This window comes from Streptomyces sp. NPDC042201, from assembly GCF_055582185.1.
This window is the reverse complement of sequence record NZ_JBVJDS010000003.1, coordinates 72,608-91,055: the sequence shown is the minus strand read 5'-3', so window position 1 is coordinate 91,055 and position 18,448 is coordinate 72,608. Positions and strand designations below refer to the sequence as shown.

General features: G+C 70.4%; 13 protein-coding genes. 4 read left to right on the top strand and 9 right to left on the bottom strand.

What is annotated here, in order from left to right:
• Window positions 1-239: 239 nt before the first annotated feature.
• On the top strand, window positions 240-1,943 hold the full coding sequence (locus tag ACZ6MZ_RS07940) for a sensor histidine kinase (protein ID WP_469350480.1): 1,704 nt from the start codon (window positions 240-242) through the stop codon (window positions 1,941-1,943).
• A complete protein-coding gene (locus ACZ6MZ_RS07935; RefSeq protein ID WP_384188393.1) occupies window positions 1,940-2,617 on the top strand; it encodes a response regulator in 678 nt (225 codons plus the stop codon). Before ACZ6MZ_RS07940 ends, ACZ6MZ_RS07935 begins: the two co-directional genes overlap by 4 nt.
• 21 nt (window positions 2,618-2,638) lie before the next feature.
• Here ACZ6MZ_RS07935 and ACZ6MZ_RS07930 read toward each other — a convergent pair whose 3' ends face one another.
• The 3 genes from ACZ6MZ_RS07930 to ACZ6MZ_RS07920 all read right to left on the bottom strand — a co-directional run bounded on the left by ACZ6MZ_RS07930 (window position 2,639) and on the right by ACZ6MZ_RS07920 (window position 7,106).
• Window positions 2,639-4,231, bottom strand: a complete 1,593-nt coding sequence (locus ACZ6MZ_RS07930) for a solute symporter family protein (protein ID WP_469350478.1) — start codon at window positions 4,229-4,231, stop codon at window positions 2,639-2,641.
• Complete coding sequence (locus tag ACZ6MZ_RS07925; protein ID WP_389782485.1) at window positions 4,228-4,725, bottom strand: DUF485 domain-containing protein; 498 nt, start codon at window positions 4,723-4,725, stop codon at window positions 4,228-4,230. The genes ACZ6MZ_RS07930 and ACZ6MZ_RS07925 overlap by 4 nt, the downstream gene beginning before the upstream one ends.
• Before the next feature lie 254 nt (window positions 4,726-4,979).
• Window positions 4,980-7,106, bottom strand: a complete 2,127-nt coding sequence (locus tag ACZ6MZ_RS07920) for a DNA gyrase/topoisomerase IV subunit B (protein ID WP_389782486.1) — start codon at window positions 7,104-7,106, stop codon at window positions 4,980-4,982.
• A gap of 455 nt (window positions 7,107-7,561) precedes the next feature.
• Here ACZ6MZ_RS07920 and ACZ6MZ_RS07915 point away from each other — a divergent pair, with 455 nt between their 5' ends.
• Window positions 7,562-7,792, top strand: coding sequence for a DUF7455 domain-containing protein (locus ACZ6MZ_RS07915; RefSeq protein ID WP_040025353.1), 231 nt, complete (start codon window positions 7,562-7,564; stop codon window positions 7,790-7,792).
• Between the two features lie 87 nt (window positions 7,793-7,879).
• Here ACZ6MZ_RS07915 and ACZ6MZ_RS07910 read toward each other — a convergent pair whose 3' ends face one another.
• The 6 genes from ACZ6MZ_RS07910 to ACZ6MZ_RS07885 all read right to left on the bottom strand — a co-directional run bounded on the left by ACZ6MZ_RS07910 (window position 7,880) and on the right by ACZ6MZ_RS07885 (window position 15,965).
• Window positions 7,880-8,686 carry a S1 family peptidase gene (locus ACZ6MZ_RS07910; RefSeq protein WP_469350476.1) on the bottom strand — a complete coding sequence of 269 codons (807 nt, stop codon included), beginning with the start codon at window positions 8,684-8,686 and terminating at the stop codon, window positions 7,880-7,882.
• A 180-nt stretch (window positions 8,687-8,866) separates the two neighbouring features.
• The gene (locus ACZ6MZ_RS07905) at window positions 8,867-10,417 is read right to left on the bottom strand and encodes an RNA polymerase sigma factor (RefSeq protein WP_389782491.1); all 1,551 of its coding nucleotides are present in this window, start codon (window positions 10,415-10,417) and stop codon (window positions 8,867-8,869) included.
• 343 nt (window positions 10,418-10,760) lie between these two features.
• The gene (locus ACZ6MZ_RS07900) at window positions 10,761-11,627 is read right to left on the bottom strand and encodes a FadR/GntR family transcriptional regulator (RefSeq protein ID WP_389782586.1); all 867 of its coding nucleotides are present in this window, start codon (window positions 11,625-11,627) and stop codon (window positions 10,761-10,763) included.
• 181 nt (window positions 11,628-11,808) lie between these two features.
• Complete coding sequence (locus tag ACZ6MZ_RS07895) at window positions 11,809-13,617, bottom strand: ATP-binding cassette domain-containing protein (RefSeq protein WP_469350474.1); 1,809 nt, start codon at window positions 13,615-13,617, stop codon at window positions 11,809-11,811.
• A 230-nt stretch (window positions 13,618-13,847) separates the two neighbouring features.
• Complete coding sequence (locus tag ACZ6MZ_RS07890) at window positions 13,848-14,612, bottom strand: NUDIX hydrolase (protein ID WP_389782494.1); 765 nt, start codon at window positions 14,610-14,612, stop codon at window positions 13,848-13,850.
• 81 nt (window positions 14,613-14,693) lie between these two features.
• Complete coding sequence (locus tag ACZ6MZ_RS07885; RefSeq protein WP_469350472.1) at window positions 14,694-15,965, bottom strand: DUF4192 domain-containing protein; 1,272 nt, start codon at window positions 15,963-15,965, stop codon at window positions 14,694-14,696.
• Window positions 15,966-16,075: 110 nt separating this feature from the next.
• Between ACZ6MZ_RS07885 and ACZ6MZ_RS07880 the strand changes: the two genes are divergently transcribed.
• Entirely contained in the window at window positions 16,076-18,247 is a 2,172-nt protein-coding gene (locus ACZ6MZ_RS07880) for a RecQ family ATP-dependent DNA helicase (RefSeq protein WP_469350470.1), read from the top strand.
• Window positions 18,248-18,448: the final 201 nt, after the last annotated feature.

The following is an 18,448-nucleotide window of genomic DNA, read 5'->3' as shown; positions in this document are numbered from 1 at the left end:
CTGATGAACGGAGTCTTTTGCGTTTTGCGGTCAGAGAGTTGCAGAGAAATGCGAGTCCGTCCACAGCTCCGACAGAACAAAATCGCGTCATCCGTCACCCGTGTTGGCGTCGACAGGGGCACAACTGCGGGTTTCTGGCCGCTCATCAGGCAAACGTAAGTGATCTGCAAAAGATGCAAACCATTTGCGTGATGATGGAAATTTCAGAAAGGGCGCCCGGCCCTCTACCGTTCGTACACATGAGCGCCGGACCGAACACCGCGGGCAGACGACGGCGATTCGGCTGGCCGCGCCGGGTCTTCTCGCAGGTGCTGCTGATGCAGCTCGCCATCGCCGCAGGCGTCACCGTGCTGGCCACCGGGCTCTTTCTCGCGCCCTTCAGCCGTGAGCTGGACGACCAGGCGATGAGCCGCGCCCTCGCCATCGCCGAGACCACCGCCTCCGCGCACGTCGCCGACGAGATGCTGGGATCACGGCCGGTGACCGACGGGCCCGTCCAGGCCGAGGCCGAACGCATCAGACAGTCCACCGGCGCCGAATACGTGGTGGTCATGGACCGGCGCGGAGTGCGCTGGTCGCACACCGACCTCAGCCAGATCGGCAAGGTCGTCTCCACCGACCCCAGCGAAGCCCTCGCGGGCCGGCACGTGATGGAGATCGACAGCGGCACACTCGGCCGCTCGGCCCGTGGCAAGGTCCCGCTGCGCGACCACCAGGGAAAGATCGTCGGGGCCGTCTCGGTCGGTATCGCGTACGACAGCGTCCGCGACCGGCTGCTCGCCGCGATCCCGGGACTGCTCGCCTACGCGGGCGGGGCGCTGGCGGCCGGGGCGCTCGCCGCCTATCTGATTTCCAGACGGCTCCAGCGGCAGACCCATGACCTGGCCTTCTCCGATATCTCGGCGCTGCTCACCGAGCGCGAGGCCATGCTGCACAGCCTGCGGGAGGGTGTCGTCGCACTGGACGGGGCCGGCCGGATCCGGCTGATGAACGACGAGGCGCAGCGTCTGCTGGGGCTCGGTCCCGATGCCACCGGACGGCCGCTGGACGAGGTGCTCGGCGACGGGCGCACCACCGAGGTGCTGACGGGACGGGTGCTGGGCGTGGATCTGCTGGCGGTACGGGGCAGCCGCGTCCTGGTCGCCAACCGGATGCCGACCGACGACGGGGGCGCCGTCGTGACGCTGCGCGACCGTACGGAGCTGGAGCAGCTGGGCCGTGAGCTGGACGCCACCCGTGGCCTGATCGACGCCCTGCGCGCCCAGGACCACGAGCACGCGAACCGGATGCATACGCTGCTCGGGCTGCTGGAGCTGGAGATGCACGAGGAGGCGGTGGACTTCGTGACCGAGGTCGTCGGCGTGCACCGGGCCACCGCCGAGCAGATCACCGAGAAGATCCACGATCCGCTGCCGGCGGCCCTGCTGGTCGGCAAGGCCACGGTCGCCGCGGAGCGGGGCGTCTCGCTGCGGCTGTCGCCCGGCACCCTGCTGCCTGACCGGCTGGTGGACCCGCAGGGGCTGGTCACGGTCGTGGGCAATCTCGTCGACAACGCGCTGGACGCGGCGGCCGGCTCGCAGGACCCGCGGATCGAGGTGGAACTGCGCGCCGAAGGCCGTACGGTCGTCCTGCGGATATCCGACACCGGACCCGGTGTCCCGGTGGAACAGCGGGAACTGGTCTTCTCGGAGGGCTGGTCGACCAAGAAGCTGCCGGCCCACGGCAAACGCGGTCTCGGTCTGGCCCTGGTGCGCCGGCTCGCCGAGCGGCAGGGCGGCAGCGCCCGGGTCGGTGAGTCCGCCCACGGCGGCGCCGAGTTCACGGTCGTACTCCCGGAGGCGCTGACCGAAGCGGGACGGGACGGGGCCGCCGGTCCCGGTACGGGGCCCGGTCCAGCGGCTGATACGACACACGAGCAGGCCACGGCAGGGGAGACACGATGATCGACGTACTGGTCGTGGACGACGACGTCCGGGTCGCACGGATCAATACGGCCTACGTGGCCAAGGTGGCCGGCTTCCGGGTCGTCGCCCAGGCCCACTCGGCCGCCGAGGCGCTCACGCGGATCTCCGAGCACTCCGTCGATCTCATCCTGCTCGACCACTACCTGCCCGACGAGAACGGGCTCGCGGTGGTACGGGAGCTGCGCCGGCTCGGCCATCAGACCGACGTGATCATGGTGACGGCGGCGCGCGACGTCGCCACCGTCCAGGCCGCGATGCGCCACGGCGCACTCCAGTACCTGGTCAAACCGTTCAACTTCGCCGGGCTGCGGACCAAGCTGGAGGCGTACGCGACGCTGCGCCGCACCCTGGAGAGCGGCGGCGAGGCCGAGCAGTCGGAGGTGGACCGGATGTTCGGTGCCCTGTCCGCCGCGACCGCCCCGTCCCTCCCCAAGGGCCACTCCCCCACCACCGCGGAGCTGGTGCGCCAGGTACTGATGGGCGCGGACGGACCGCTCTCGGCGCAGGAGATCGGGGAGCGCTCGGGGATGAGCCGGCAGACCGCGCAGCGCTATCTCAAGCTGCTGGAGCGGACGGGCCGGGTGCGGCTCAGCCTCCGCTACGGCGAAACGGGACGCCCGGAACACCGCTACACCTGGGCGGCAAGCGCCTGAGGCATGTCCGGAAGGCCCGCCCTACACCGCTCCCGCGCCGGTCAGCGAGCGGACCTCGGTCTCCGCGTGCCTGGCCTCGTCCGGCGGCTCGGACGACAGGACCGTACCGATCCAGCCCGCGAGGAAGCCCAGCGGGATGGAGACCACGCCGGGGTTCTGGAGCGGGAAGAGATGGAAGTCCGCCCCCGGGAAGATCGCTTCGGGGCTGCCGGAGACCACGGGTGAGAGCACCACCAGCAGCACGGCCGGAATCAGCCCTCCGTACACGGACCAGACCGCGCCCCGGGTGGTGAAGTTCCGCCAGAACAGCGAGTAGAGCAGCACGGGCAGATTGGCGGAGGCGGCGACCGCGAAGGCGAGACCGACCAGGAAGGCGACGTTCAGGTCCTGGGCCAGCAGGCTGACCGCGATGGCCACCGCGCCGATCCCGGCCGCGGCCACCCGGGCCACGGCGACCTCACTGCGCTGCTTGGCGTGCTTGCGTTTGAGCGAGGCGTACAGATCATGCGCGACGGACGCCGACGAGGCGAGCGTGATGCCCGCGACGACCGCGAGGATGGTGGCGAAGGCGACAGCCGCGACCACCGCGAAGAGGACGGTGCCGCCGGTCGATCCCGCTCCGCCGCCGAGGTCGAGGGCGAGCAGCGGGACCGCGGTGTTGCCCGCGGCGTTCGAGGCACGTACCGCGTCGGAGCCGACCAGCGCCGCCGCCCCGAACCCGAGCACGATCGTCATCAGATAGAAGCCGCCGATGAGCCCGATGGACCAGACGACCGAGCGGCGGGCGGCCCGCGCGGTCGGCACGGTGTAGAACCGGGACAGGATGTGCGGCAGTCCTGCCGTGCCCAGCACCAGGGCCAGGCCCAGGCTGATGAAGTCGACGCGCGCGGTCCAGTCCCCGCCGTACTTCAGTCCTGGCGAGAGGAACTCCTTGCCGTGGCCGCTGTGGGCGACGGCGCTGTTCAGCAGGTCGTCGACATCGCCGTGGAAGCGGACCAGGACGAGCACGGTCAGGGTGATCGCACCGGCCATCAGCAGGACGGCCTTGACGATCTGGATCCAGGTGGTGGCGCGCATCCCGCCGAGCGAGACATAGATGACCATCAACGCGCCCACACCGATCACGGTCCAGGCGCGCGCCGCCTCGCTCGTGCCGCCGAGCAGCAGCGCGACGAGGCTTCCCGCCCCGACCATCTGCGCCACCAGATACAGCACGGACACGGCGACCGAGGAGCTGCCCACCGCGATCCGCAGCGGGCGTTCACTCATCCTGGCCGCGACCACGTCGGCGAGAGTGAACCGGCCGCAGTTGCGGACCAGTTCGGCGACGAGGAACAGGACCACCAGCCAGGCGACCAGGAATCCCACGGAGTAGAGCACGCCGTCGTAGCCGAAGAGGGCGATCACGCCCGAGATCCCGAGGAAGGAGGCGGCGGACATGTAGTCGCCGGCGATGGCGAACCCGTTCTCCATGGGAGAGAAGAGCCGGCCGCCCGTGTAGAACTCCTCCGCGGAGCCACGGCGGTTGCGGCTCACCCAGGTGGTGATCCCCAGGGTGACCGCGACGAACGCGCTGAACAGCAGCAGCGCCAGGGTCTGGTGGTCGCCGCTCACCGTTCGCTCCCCCGCGCCTTCTCCTGGATCCGTTTCTGGTCGAACACGGTCCAGCGCAGTTCGAGGGCGGCGCGGTCCCTGCGCAGCCGGGCATGACGTGCGTACGCCCAGGTCAGCAGGAAGGTGGAGAGGAACTGGCCCAGCCCGGCGGCCATCGCGACATTCACCGCCCCCACCACCGGTCTGGCCATCAGCTCCGGCGCCACCGTCGCCGCCACCACATACGCGAAGTACCAGACGAAGAAGGCCAGCGAAGCGGGGACGACGAACCTCCGGTAGCGGCGGCGTACCTCCTGGAAGGCGGCGCTGCGCTGCACCTCCAGATAGATGTCCTCGGCGCTGTGGCCACGCTCGGACGCCGCGGTGTTGCCCTGCGGGGCAGGTGCCGAAGGTGTGCCCGTACCGTCCGGCTCGCCCCAGCCGTCGTCCAGCGCGTCGTACCACGGGTCGTCGAGCCGCACCGCTGCGGCGTCACGCCCTTCGTGCTTCTCCACCGGTCAGCTCTCCTTGTCAGCGGACCGTTTCGGCCGCGCCTCAAGGATGGGCAGAACAGGAAGATCCCGGACTCTTCTCTCCCCCGACTTCACCCCATCAGGTGATGTTGGTCGCCGGAGACGGAAAGCGGCCTCCACCCGTGGGTAGAGGCCGCCTTACGCGGACCGGCTTCAGACGCTTCAGACGCCTCAGGCTTCAGACGCCTCAGGCTTCAGGCGCCTCAGGCTTCAGACAGCTTCAGGCTTCAGACGGTTCAGGCATCGATACGCGAGCGGTCCAGGGTCGCCGCGGAGCTGGTGATGAACTCCTTGCGGGGCGCGACCTCGTTGCCCATCAGCAGGTCGAAGACCTGCTCGGACGATTCGAGGTCCCCGATGTTGATCCGCCGCAGGGTGCGGTGGCGCGGGTCCATCGTGGTCTCCGCCAGCTGGTCGGCGTCCATCTCGCCGAGGCCCTTGTAGCGCTGGATGGAGTCCTTGAAGCGGACGTTCTTGCGCTGGTACTCCAGCAGCGTCTGCCGCAGCTCGTTGTCCGAGTACGTGTAGACGTACTTGTCCTGGCCCTTCTTGGGCTGCACCAGCTCGATCCGGTGCAGCGGCGGCACCGCGGCGAAGACCCGGCCGGCCTCCACCATCGGCCGCATGTAGCGCTGGAAGAGCGTGAGCAGCAGACAGCGGATGTGGGCGCCGTCGACATCGGCGTCGACCAGGAGCACGATCTTGCCGTAGCGGGCGGCGTCGATGTCGAAGGTGCGGCCCGAGCCCGCCCCTATGACCTGGATGATCGCTCCGCACTCGGCGTTCTTCAGCATGTCCGAGACGGACGACTTCTGAACGTTGAGGATCTTGCCGCGGATCGGCAGCAGCGCCTGGAATTCGCTGTTCCGGGCGAGCTTGGCCGTACCGAGCGCGGAGTCGCCCTCGACGATGAACAGCTCGCTGCGGTCCACGTCGTCGCTGCGGCAGTCCGCGAGCTTGGCCGGCAGCGAGGAGGACTCCAGCGCCGTCTTCCTGCGCTGTGCCTCCTTGTGCTGGCGGGCCGCGATGCGCGTGCGGGCGGCCGCGACGGCCTTCTCCAGAACGGAACGGGCCTGCGCCTTGGCGTCGCGCTTCGTCGACGTCAGGAACTCCTTGAGCTCCTTGGCGATGACATTGGAGACGATGCGGTTGGCCGCGGACGTACCGAGGACCTCCTTGGTCTGGCCCTCGAACTGCGGCTCGGCGAGCCGCACCGTGACCACGGCGGTGAGGCCCTCCAGGGCGTCGTCCTTGACGACGTCGTCCTCGGCGACGCGCAGCATCTTGGCCGAGCGCAGCGCCTCATTGACCGTCTTGGTCAGGGACCGCTCGAATCCGCTCACATGGGTGCCGCCCTTGGGGGTGGCGATGATGTTCACGAACGACTTGACCGTGGTGTCGTACCCGGTGCCCCAGCGCAGGGCGACATCGACGCCCAGTTCGCGGGTGACCTCGGTAGGAGTCATGTGTCCGCGGTCGTCCAGGACCGGCACGGTCTCCTTGAAGGTGCCCTGACCCGTCAGCCGCAGCACGTCGCAGACGGCCCTGTCCTGCGCCAGATACTCACAGAACTCACTGATGCCGCCGTCGAAGCGGAACGTCTCCTCGATCGTGCCGTTGCCCTCGCTCTCGCCGGCGCCCCGCTCGTCCCTGACGACGATCGTCAGTCCGGGGACGAGGAAGGCGGTCTGGCGGGCCCGCTGGTGCAGCGTCTCCAGGGAGAGCTTGGCGTCCTTGAGGAAGATCTGCCGGTCGGCCCAGTAGCGCACGCGCGTGCCGGTACGGGCCTTCGGCACCCGCTTGCCCTTGAGAAGGCCGTTGGCCGGGTCGAAGGGGGCGTCGGGGCCCTGCTCGGTGAACATCCCGGGGACACCGCGCCGGAAGCTGATCGAGTGGGTGGCGCTGTTGCGGTCCACCTCGACGTCCAGCCGGGCGGAGAGCGCGTTGACCACGGAGGCACCCACGCCGTGCAGACCGCCCGACGCGGCGTACGAGCCACCGCCGAACTTTCCGCCGGCATGCAGTTTGGTCATCACGACCTCGATACCGGAAAGGCCGGTTTTGGGCTCGACATCGACCGGGATGCCCCGGCCGTTGTCCTTCACCTCGACCGAGCCGTCCTCGTGGAGGATCACATCGATGTGGTCGCAGTAGCCGCCCAGGGCCTCGTCGACGGAGTTGTCGATGATTTCCCAGAGGCAGTGCATCAGGCCACGGCTGTCGGTCGAGCCGATATACATGCCGGGGCGCTTGCGGACCGCTTCGAGCCCCTCAAGGACGAGCAGGTGCCGCGCGGTGTAGTTGGAGCCGTCACGGTCTGCAGTCAGCAGCGCAGTGGACGGCACGGACGTCTCGGCGGTCACGCGGTTCGCTCCTCGCTGAATTTGAGATGGGGCCCTGTGGGGTAAAGGCCCGGCGTCTGTCACCGGTCAGAGGGTACAGAGGCCTGGTAGAGCGGTTGTCACGCCACCCTCGTGAATTCTCATGCTAGTCCAAGGTCGCATAGGTGTTCGATCCCTCGCGGGAGTGAAGCACACATCACGTTCCCTTCGAGGCATGAACCATTTAGGCTCCGGGCACGTCCTCATCTACAACCGGCAAGCCGGCCGGGAGGGCGCACCCCCCTGACAAGCACTGTCAAGCAACGCGAAACCCGTAGAGCGAAGCCAAGCGAAGCAATACGGCTCATTCGCCGCCAACCACCAGCACCAGCCACCACGGAAAGAAGTTTCGAGGAAATGCCGCGAGCGGGAACGTTTTCGGCCTGGTTGGATGTTGACCCTGGTACGACAGCTCGTCGAGCTAGAGAAGAGGCGACGTGACTACTGTTCTGACCCCCGCGAGCCCGCTGACCGCGGCTGACCGCTGCGACCGCTGCGGCGCCCAGGCCTATCTGCGCGTCGTCCTGTCCAGCGGTGGTGAACTGCTCTTCTGCGCCCACCACGGACGTAAGTTCGAGCCGGAACTCAAGAAGATCGCCGCGGAAATACAGGATGAGACCGACCGACTGACGGCCGTACCGGCCGGCGGCGGTGAAGAGGAACACTGACACCTCGCATCCACGACGAGCCAAGGGGCGGTCCTGGACCGGCCGACGGGCGGCTTCTCTGCACAGCAGAGTGGCCGCCCGTTCTCATCATCGTGAGACGCGTGCTCCGATCGCCTCGGCGACCGGCTGCACGGCCGTGGTGATCCGGGTGTAGACCCCCGGGCTCCCCGCACGGCCACAACCACTCCCCCAGGAGACCAGGCCGATAAGCCGTCCCTGGGCCACCAGCGGCCCTCCGCTGTCTCCCTGGCACGCGTCATGCCCGCCCTGGGGATCGCCCGCACAGAGCATCGTGGAGGGCCTGTAGCGGCTGCCTGAGCCGCCGGGGTACGCCCGCGCGCAGCTGGCGTCCGGCAGGACCCGCACCGGCGCCGAGCGCAGCGTGTTCGCGTAGGTACCGTCGCCGCTGGTGTCGCCCCAGCCGTAGACCGCGGCCGCGGTGCCCGGCGCGGAGGCGGGATCGCCCGGATCCGCCGGCCGGATCGCGTACGCGGAAGGCAGCGGGTCCGACAGCGTCAGCACGGCCAGGTCCGGCGCTCCCGCGCCCATGACGTACGCCTGATCGAGCTGGACGGACCGCACGGCGACCTCCCGCCCGCCGCTGCCGCGCAGCCGTTCGCGGCCCGCGATGACCCGCAGGTCCCCCACGTCGTCCGGAGCCACTCCGAGGATGTCCCGGCCCATGCAGTGGCCCGCCGTCAGCACCTTAGTCGGGGCCACCACCACGCCTCCGCAGAACTGACCCGCGCGCGTACCGCCGAAGCGGTCACGGCTGGACAGGGCGACGACCCAGGGATGGTCCGCGGACCGTACCGGCCGGCCACCGATGACCACACTGTCCGCGGCGACCGGAACGGGCGAGACGAGCGGCAGCACGGCCCCCGTCGCGATCATGGCCAGTCCTCCGGTCAGGACTCGGGCAAGAGAATGACGCACTTCAGGCTCCTGACTCTCCGGTGGACTCCGATCTACCCAGAGTCATCCAACCGGTCGAGTCTCGCACCCCGCGCACAGCGCGAGGGCCCGGATTCTCGAAGGAATCCGGGCCCTCGGGCCGAAGTGCTTCGCGCGCCCCTAATCCAGGTAGTCGCGCAGCACCTGGGAACGCGACGGGTGACGCAGCTTCGACATCGTCTTCGATTCGATCTGACGGATGCGCTCCCGCGTCACGCCGTAGACCTTGCCGATCTCGTCCAGCGTCTTGGGCTGACCGTCGGTGAGACCGAAGCGCATGGAGACCACGCCCGCCTCACGTTCGGAGAGGGTGTCGAGCACCGAGTGCAGCTGCTCCTGGAGGAGCGTGAAGCTCACGGCGTCGGCCGGGACCACCGCTTCGGAGTCCTCGATCAGGTCTCCGAACTCGCTGTCGCCGTCCTCGCCCAGGGGGGTGTGCAGCGAGATCGGCTCACGGCCGTACTTCTGGACCTCGATGACCTTCTCAGGGGTCATGTCGAGCTCCTTGGCCAGCTCCTCCGGCGTGGGCTCACGGCCCAGGTCCTGGAGCATCTGGCGCTGCACCCGCGCGAGCTTGTTGATGACCTCGACCATGTGCACCGGGATACGGATGGTGCGGGCCTGGTCGGCCATGGCGCGGGTGATCGCCTGACGGATCCACCAGGTGGCATACGTGGAGAACTTGTAGCCCTTGGTGTAGTCGAACTTCTCGACCGCGCGGATCAGACCGAGGTTTCCCTCCTGGATCAGGTCCAGGAACAGCATGCCGCGGCCGGTGTAGCGCTTGGCCAGGGAGACCACGAGCCGGAGGTTGGCCTCCAGCAGGTGGTTCTTGGCGCGGCGCCCGTCCTCGGCGATGATCTCCAGCTCGCGCTTGAGCTTGGGCGCGAGCTTGTCGGAGTTGGCGAGCTTGTCCTCGGCGAAGAGGCCGGCCTCGATGCGCTTGGCGAGCTCGACCTCCTGCTCGGCGTTGAGGAGCGGGACCTTGCCGATTTGCTTCAGGTAGTCCTTGACCGGGTCGGCGGTGGCACCGGCGACGGCGACCTGCTGGGCCGGCGCGTCGTCCTCGTCGTCGTCGGAGAGGACGAAGCCCTTGTTCTCGCCTTCGGTCTCCTCCTCCTCGCCCTTGCCGGCCTGGGCCTCGTCGGCGAGCTCTTCGCCGTCCGCGGCCTCGTCGGAGTCCTTCTTGCCCGCGGTCTTCTTGGCTGTTGTCTTCTTGGCGGCGGTCTTCTTGACCGTCGCCTTCTTGGCCACGGTCTTCTTCGCGGCCGCCTTCTTGGCGGGGGCGCCGGCCTCGTCGGCCGAGGCGTCCACGGTCTCTGCCGCCACAGCGGCGCCGGCGGCCGCGACGGTCTTCGTCGTGGTCGTCTTGGCCGTGACGGTCTTGGTGGCGGTGCGCTTGGCCGGGCTCTTCGCTGCGACGCTCTTGCGGGTGCGCTTCGGCGACTCCGCGGCACTGACCATCAGCGTCACACCCTCTTCCTCGAGGATCTGGTTGAGGCTGCGCAGAACATTCTTCCACTGGGTTGGCGGAATCTGGTCAGCCTCGAAGGCCCGACGCACGTCATCGCCGGCGATCTGCCCATCAGCCTTTCCCCGCTCGATGAGCGCCATCACAGACTCGGACTCGGCGATCTCCGGCGGGAGCGTACGGGATGTGCTGGCCGACACGAACAACCTCTCGGAACGATGGAAACGGCTTCCGGCCCCGCCCATGATCGGGCCGGAGCCGACGACCGTCGGCTGGGGATGTTGCCGACGGCGCGGGCTTGGACCTCAGAGGGTGAATACAGCGCCACACGTGGTGGTCGTATTCCCTCCTCGGCTGTCACCTCTTAGGTCATCGCACTGCGCCGAGGAGTGTTACGCCCAATCCACGTGGCCCGAGTCACACCTCATTTGCGACAAAGCGGCCAGAAGGAGGATTTAAGACCCCACAATCGCGTCGCCGGACCCTCCGGGTCCGGCGACACACGATGCGTACACCCCTGTACGCCCTGGTCCGGGGCAGCGTTCAGTGCTCGCGCGGCGCGGGAACGACGCGCTCCACTTCCGGGTGAACCGTGAGCAGTTGACGCATGGCCGATTCCGCGGCGGACGCGTCACCGGCGCCGAGGGCCTCGACGATCCGCGCGTGGTGGGCGAGCGAGGCGTCGGTGGGCCGGTCACATCCGGCGATCGGGCCGCCGGAGACCTGCAGGGCCGCGGAGACGATGCCGGAAAGGTGCTCCAGCATGCGGTTGCCGGCGAGCTGGATCAGCAGGGAGTGATATTCGGCGTCCGCACGGGCAAAGGTGATCGAGTCGCTCTGAGCGAGGGCGTGGCCCATGATCTCCACCATGTCGGAGAGCCGCTGCTGGACGTCCGCCCGGCCGTGGCCGGCCGCCAGCCGGGCGGCGAGGGGCTCGATCGTCCAGCGCAGCTCGCTCAGCTCACGGCGCTGGTCGTCACGCTGCGGCCCGAAAGCGCGCCACTCGATGATGTCGGGATCCAGCAGATTCCAGTCGCTCACCGGACGGACACGCGTACCGACGTTGGGACGGGCACTCACGAGCCCCTTGGCCTCGAGAACGCGCAGCGACTCCCGCACCACCGTGCGGGAGACCTCGAAGCGCTGGCCGATCTCCTCGGGCACGAGCGGCCGGTCGGCGCCCAGGTCGCCGGAGACGATCATCTGACCGAGCTGCTGAACCAGTTGGCCGTGCAGCCCCCGGCCGCGACTGCTTGCCGTACGTCGTCCCACCCGGCCCAAATCGGTGTCGGCGCTGTCCCAGACGGGGGCGGCGGGACGGTCGGCTCCTGACGCCTCCGGGAAGGGGTAGCGGTCGAGTTCACCCGGGCCGGCGAGGCCGGAATCGACGGAGCGGGCGGCGGTCATCATGGTGTGCGCAAGGGTACTCACGCATCCTTTGTCGGCGTTGCTTCCACCACCCTTGAGGTCTTTGGTGAAAAGCACACGAAAGGGTGATCGGCGCCCGCCCTTCGATTGACGCCTTATCGGAAAGAAGCGGGCTTTATCAGGGGAGTTGTGGGCAGTAGGGCACACTCCGGTCGTTCTCCGGTCACCAACGGGCCCTGCGGCGAAGGCCGGTGAGCAGATACGCGCAGAGCAGGGCCGACAGCGACAACGCCAGCGCCGCGGCGACCGGTTGGGCGACGAGTCTGACCATGGCCATCAGCCACCGGTCGGCCTGCTGCGGCCATTCCAGCCACGCCAGCTCACGCAGTCTGACCGGGAGTCCGACGATCGAACGGGCGGACGGGCCGGCCAGCGTCTTCTGGAGCAGGGGTACGACCAGGGTCGGTACGGCGACGACCGCGGCCACCCCGGCGGCGGCGACCCGGAAGACTCCGGCGCCCAGCAGCCCCGCCCAGGCGGAGCCGACGGCCAGTCCGGCCCAACCGGCGCTGAGCCCCGGCCAGTTGTCCGGCATTGGCACGGCGGCGGAGCCGTACACGAGGCGCAGGGCCTGGGCGTCCACGGCCACCACCAGAAACGCGAGCAGCAGGGCCGCGCCCGCTGTCACGGCGAGCTTGGCGAGGAGCAGACCGAGCCGGCGCGGGACGGTGCCCCGCGCACCGGCGAGGGCGGGATAGCGGAACTCGTCGCCGAACGAGAACGCTCCGAGCAGTCCCGCGCCGAGCGCGGCGGGCGGCAGGGGCAGGATGGCGGGCCAGGCCGCGAGCAGACCGGGCAGCGGAGTTCCGCCGGTGCGGGCGAGGGGCACGGCGAGGGCCACCGACACCGCGAGGACGGCGGCCACGACCAGCGCCGCGGTGCGGACACCGAGCATGCGGCGGAGTTCGTAACGCACCGGCCTGAGCGGGCTGCGGACCGGGCGCGCCGACAGCGGGGGCGGCAGCAACTCCCGGTCGTGGGCTGCCGGGCCGGCCTGCCGCGGCTCCGCGTCGAGGCCGGGCGCAAGGGCGGCGTCAGGGCCCGGTCCGGGGACCGGTGCGGGGTCCGGTGCGGGGTCCCGTGCGGGGACCGGTGCGGGGCCCATGTCACCGACCTCGTCGGCGAGCTGATGGACCAGCACACCGTGGCGGAAGGCGGTCTCACCGATCTCCGGGCAGCTGCTCCCGTAGACGGTGAGCCGGCTGCCCGCCTCGGCGACGACCTCGACGGAGCGCCGGTCCGCGCGGGCCTCGCGGCTCAGCGCGTCGGCGAGGCGGGCGGCGTGCGGAGTCCTGACGGCGACGCGGGGACGCAGCCTGGTACGGGCGAAGGAGACGCCGTCCTGGTCGGCGACGAGGCGCCCCTCGTCGATGGTGACGACGTGATCGGCGGCGCGGGCCGCCTCCTTGGGGTCGCTGGTGGTGTACAGGACGGTGCCGCCCTCAGCGGCGTGGGCGCGCAGCAGTGCGTGCAGCCGACCGCTCTCGTGGGATGAGAGGCCCTCGGTGGGCGCGTCGAGCAGGAGCGTGTGCGGGTCTCCGAGGAGCGCCGAGGCGAGCCCAACTCTGCGGTCCATGCCGAGCGAGAGGGTGCCGAGACGTTCGTCGCGCAGAGCGCCGAGACCGATGACGTCGAGGAGTTCGTCGGCGCGCGAGGCGGGGACACCGGTGGCGGCGCAGAGCATCCGGAGCTGGCCCCTGACGGTGCGCGCGGGATGTCCTGGCACATCACCGAGGAGCACCCCGATCTCGCGGGCGGGGTGGGCGATGAGATGGAGCGGGCGGCCACGGAAGTACGCGGCCCCGCGGCCGGGTTCGAGTTCGAGCATCAGTCGCAGCGCGGTGGTCTTGCCCGCGCCCGGCGCGCCGAGAAGCGCCGTGACAGAGCCGGCCCTGGCCTCGAAGGTGAGATCGTCCACGGCGCGCGTGAGGTCTCGGCGGGGGGTGCTGGTCAGTCCGATGGCCTGGAGCATCGCTTCTCTCGCGGGGAGGTGAGACCGCTCGGCGGCAGAGTGGGTACCGCAGCAAGATAACGCGACATGTCGGACTTGTGGCGCAGGGTCGGTGTCTGGGTGTCTGACATTGAGAGGCGCCGGGCCCTGGACGCCGGGCGCCGCGAGCGCGAGAGCGCGCGAGACCGGCCGGTACCCGGATCCCGGATCCGTCGGGCCGTCCCTCGACCCGTCGGACCTCGGGACGCGGCTCAGACCTCGGGACGCAGCATCGGCGGATTGAGCACGGTCGCCCCGCCGGCCCGGAACAGCTGGGCGGGCCGGCCGCCCTGCCGGGTGGTGGTCCCCCCGGACGGGACCAGGAATCCCGGAGTGCCCGTCACCTTGCGGTGGAAGTTACGGGGATCGAGCGCCACGCCCCACACCGCCTCGTACACCCTGCGCAGCTCGCCGACGGTGAACTCGGACGGGCAGAAGGCCGTGGCGAGCGAGGAGTACTCGATCTTGGACCGGGCCCGCTCCACGCCGTCCGCGAGGATCCGCGCGTGGTCGAAGGCGAGCTGGGCGGGCTGCTCGTCCTCGCGGGCGAATCCGCCCTCCTGGTTGAGCAGGGCTTCGACGGGGGCCCAGCGCGCACTGTTGGCGTCACCCCCGGCACGCGGCGCGGGAAGGTCGGGCGAGAGCGCCAGATGCGCCACGCTGACCACCCGCATCCGGGGATCACGCCCGGGGTCTCCGTAGGTGGCGAGCTGTTCGAGGTGGGCCGCGTTCCCGGGCGCCGGTGACACCGGATCGTGCGCGCAGAGCCCGGTCTCCTCGACGAGCTCCCGGGCCGCCGCCTCGGCGAGGTCCTCGTCACCCCGGACAAACCCCCCGGGCAGTGCCCACCGGCCCTGGAACGGTGCCTCTCCGCGCCGTACGACCAGCGCGCAGAGCATATGGCGGCGCACGGTGAGCACGACCAGGTCGACGGTGACAGCGAAAGGCGGGAAGGCCGACGGGTCGTAGGGCGACATGCCGCGATCATAGTCGTCTTCCTGACGATAAACACTCCTTCCACCATCCCGCCGTCCACTTCTTCGCCCGGGTCACGGCCGTCATCGCCCGCTCCGCGTCCCACGCCGGCCGACGCGCCGGACACCACGGTTGCGGGCCGCCGTCACACCGGGGCGTGCCGCGGGTGGCAGGTCCTTCCGCCTCCCGGGCGGCCGCACCGAACGGGTCTTGGGCCGGCGCCCCGTCTCGCGCGCGCCGCGCTCCGCGCGCAGACACTGCCGCAGCGCCTCGGGATCCAGGCCCTCATTGCATGCCTGGTGCAGCAGTTGGGCGAAGACGTACTGCGGGTCGAGCCGCAGGGCGAGCCCGAGAGCGACCCGGGCGCTCGGCTCGTCTCCGGTGGACCAGGCGACCCAGCCGGCCAGGGTCAGCGGCGCGGTCGCGTGCTCGGCGTACGGACCGACGCAGCGCCGGGACAGCGCCCGCCAGAGCCGTAGCGCGGGCCGCGCGTCCGGTCCCTCCATCCACTCCGCGGCCCGGTCCCGCGTCTCCCTGTCCTGCAGACCGAGAATGACGGCGGCCGCCTCCTCGTGGCTGATCAGCCGGTCGTCCTCGGCGTCCGGTCCGGCCGGGCCGGCGCTCGGCGATTCCCCGAGCCGCTTCATCAGCCCGCGCGCCAGCCCCAGGGTCTCCACGGCGACCTGTTCCCGGTTCCCCTCGACCAGAATTCTGGGTACGAGGGCGGCGCCCGCGTTGTCCAGCGCCTGTTCCTGCTCCGCGGCGGCCGGGGTTCGCCAGGGCTCCAGGCGTGCCTCCATCTCCCTCAGCGATCCCCGCACCTGGACGCCGGCGTACGTGGCGGCGGCGGCCATCACCGACGTACCCGGCATGGCCAGCCCGGTCCCCTCGGGCGGGCAACAGCGGACATCGGGGCAGCAGTAGGACCAGAAGCGGCCGCCGGAGATGCACAGAGCTTCGTACACGGGCACGTCACGGCTCCCGCACGCGGTACGCAACCGCTGGGCGAGGGGGCGCAGCCGCTCCATCACCTGCCGGCCCGTCTCCCCCGCCGCCGGATCCTGACAGAGGAAGACGACGATGCCGGCGGGGCGGGAGCCGCGTCGCTCGCTTCCTTCGATCAGGCATTCGGCCAACTGCTCGGCCACCGGCGGCCACTCCCTCGGCGCGCGGGGAATACCGAGCCTGAGCCGCCCGCCGAAGCGCCCGCGATCACCGTGGAGCGCGACCATGACGACGGAGTCGGTGGGGTGGAAACCCAGCAGATACGGGAGAGCGTCGGCGAGCTCCGCGGGACTGCGCAGGGTGATCTGCTGCTCGTCGGCGGATCCGGTCGGTTCGTGGTGCTTGTTCATGGCACGACCGTCTCGTGGCAGGCCGGATTCCGCGACCCCTGTGGATAACGTTATCCACAGGCTGCCGGTCGCATTCGCGCTTTGTCCGAGCCATCAGGTTGCATGGGGGCATGACCAACGCAGACCGCGCAGCTCTCCGGGCCTCGGCCGACTCCGTACTCGCCCGCCTCGTCGGTGACGCCACCGGCACCGCCCGGCTGCGCGAGGACCAGTGGCGGGCCATCGAGGCGCTGGTCGCCGAGAAGCGCAGGGCGCTGGTCGTCCAGCGGACCGGCTGGGGCAAGTCGGCGGTCTATTTCGTGGCGACGTCGCTGCTGCGGGAGCGCGGCGCGGGCCCGACCGTGATCGTCTCGCCGCTGCTCGCCCTGATGCGCAATCAGGTGGAGGCCGCGGCGCGGGCCGGGATCCGGGCCCGCACGATCAACTCGTCCAATGCGGAGGAGTGGGACACGATTCAGGACGAGGTGGCCGGCGGCGAGGTCGACGTCCTGCTGGTCAGCCCCGAGCGGCTCAACAATCCGGACTTCCGCGACCAGGTCCTGCCCCGGCTCGCCGCGGCCACCGGCCTGCTGGTGGTCGACGAGGCGCACTGCATCTCCGACTGGGGCCATGACTTCCGGCCGGACTACCGCCGGCTGCGCACGATGCTCGCGGACCTGCCCGCCGGCGTTCCGGTCCTCGCCACCACGGCCACGGCGAATGCCCGGGTGACCGCCGATGTGGCCGAGCAGCTGGGCACGGGGGCCGGGACGGACGCGCTCGTGCTGCGCGGGCCGCTCGACCGGGAGAGCCTCAGCCTCCATGTGCTCAGGCTGCCGGACGCGGCACACCGGCTGGCCTGGCTGGCCGACCACCTGGACGAGCTGCCCGGCTCCGGGATCATCTACACACTGACCGTCGCGGCGGCCGAGGAGGTCACGGCGTATCTGCGGCAGTGCGGGCACACGGTCGCCTCGTACACCGGCCGCACGGAGAACGCCGACCGCCAGCAGGCCGAGGACGACCTGCTGGCGAACCGCGTCAAGGCGCTGGTCGCCACCTCGGCGCTGGGCATGGGGTTCGACAAGCCCGACCTCGGATTCGTGGTGCATCTCGCGTCGCCCTCCTCCCCCATCGCCTACTACCAGCAGGTGGGCCGCGCGGGCCGCGGGGTGGAGCATGCCGAGGTGCTGCTGCTGCCCGGCAGAGAGGACGAGGCCATCTGGCAGTACTTCGCCTCGGTGGCCTTCCCGCCCGAGGAGCTGGTCCGCCGCACCCTCGATGTCCTGGGGCAGGCCGACAGGCCGCTGTCGCTGCCGGCCATGGAGCCGCTGGTCGAGCTGCGGCGTACGCGCCTGGAGACGATGCTCAAGGTCCTCGACGTGGACGGGGCGGTGCGCCGGGTGAAGGGCGGCTGGACCACCACGGGACAGCCGTGGGTGTACGACACCGAGCGGTACGCCTGGGTGGCGCGTCAGCGGGCGGCGGAGCAGCAGGCGATGCGCGACTACGCGTCGACGGCCAACTGCCGGATGGAGTTCCTGCGGCGGCAGCTGGACGACGAGGAGGCCGCGCCCTGCGGTCGGTGCGACAACTGCGCGGGCGCTCGGTTCGAGGACAAGGTGACCGCCGCCGCCCTGGACGCCGCGCGGGGTGAGCTGGGCAGGCCGGGGGTGGAGGTGGAGCCCCGCAAGATGTGGCCGACCGGCCTCAGCGCGGTGGGCATCGACCTCAAGGGACGTATCCCGCCGGGCGAGCAGACCTTCTCGGGAAGGGCGTTGGGACGGCTGTCCGACATCGGCTGGGGCAACCGGCTCCGCCCGATGCTCGCCGCGCACGCCCCGGACGGCCCGGTGTCCGACGATGTGCTGAATGCCGTGGTGAGTGTGCTCGCCGACTGGGCGAAGGGACCGGGCGGTTGGGCGTCCGGCGGGTCCGACGCGCCGCCCCGGCCCGTCGGAGTCGTGACCGTCGCCTCGCGCAGCAGGCCCCAGCTCGTCGGATCGCTCGGCAGCCGTATCTCGGAGGTCGGCCGGATGCCGCTGCTCGGCACGGTCGCGTACGCGCCGGGCACCGCCGATGCCCGTATCTCCCGTACGAACAGCGCCCAGCGGGTGCGCGCGCTGCACGAGGCGCTGACCGTACCGGCCGCGCTGGCGGAGGCTCTCGCGGCGGCGGGCGGCCCGGTCCTGCTCGTCGACGATCTCTCGGACACCGGCTGGACTCTCGCGGTGGCCGCGCGGCTGCTGCGCAAGGCCGGAGCGGAGGGGGTGTTTCCGCTGGTCCTTGCCGTTCAGACGTGACACGAGGCATCAGCCGTGGCCGAACTGGGCAGGGATATCACCGTCATAATCAGGCATTCCGGTCAGCAGTGCCAATTGCTCGTTGCCGCACGCCGATACGCCAGCGAGAATTGAACTGCCCCCCGCACGGCCCCGATCCCGGTCCGCAAGGGCTGTGCCGCGGTGCGTCCCCACCCGACCCTGCCCGCACTGTGGGCGCGT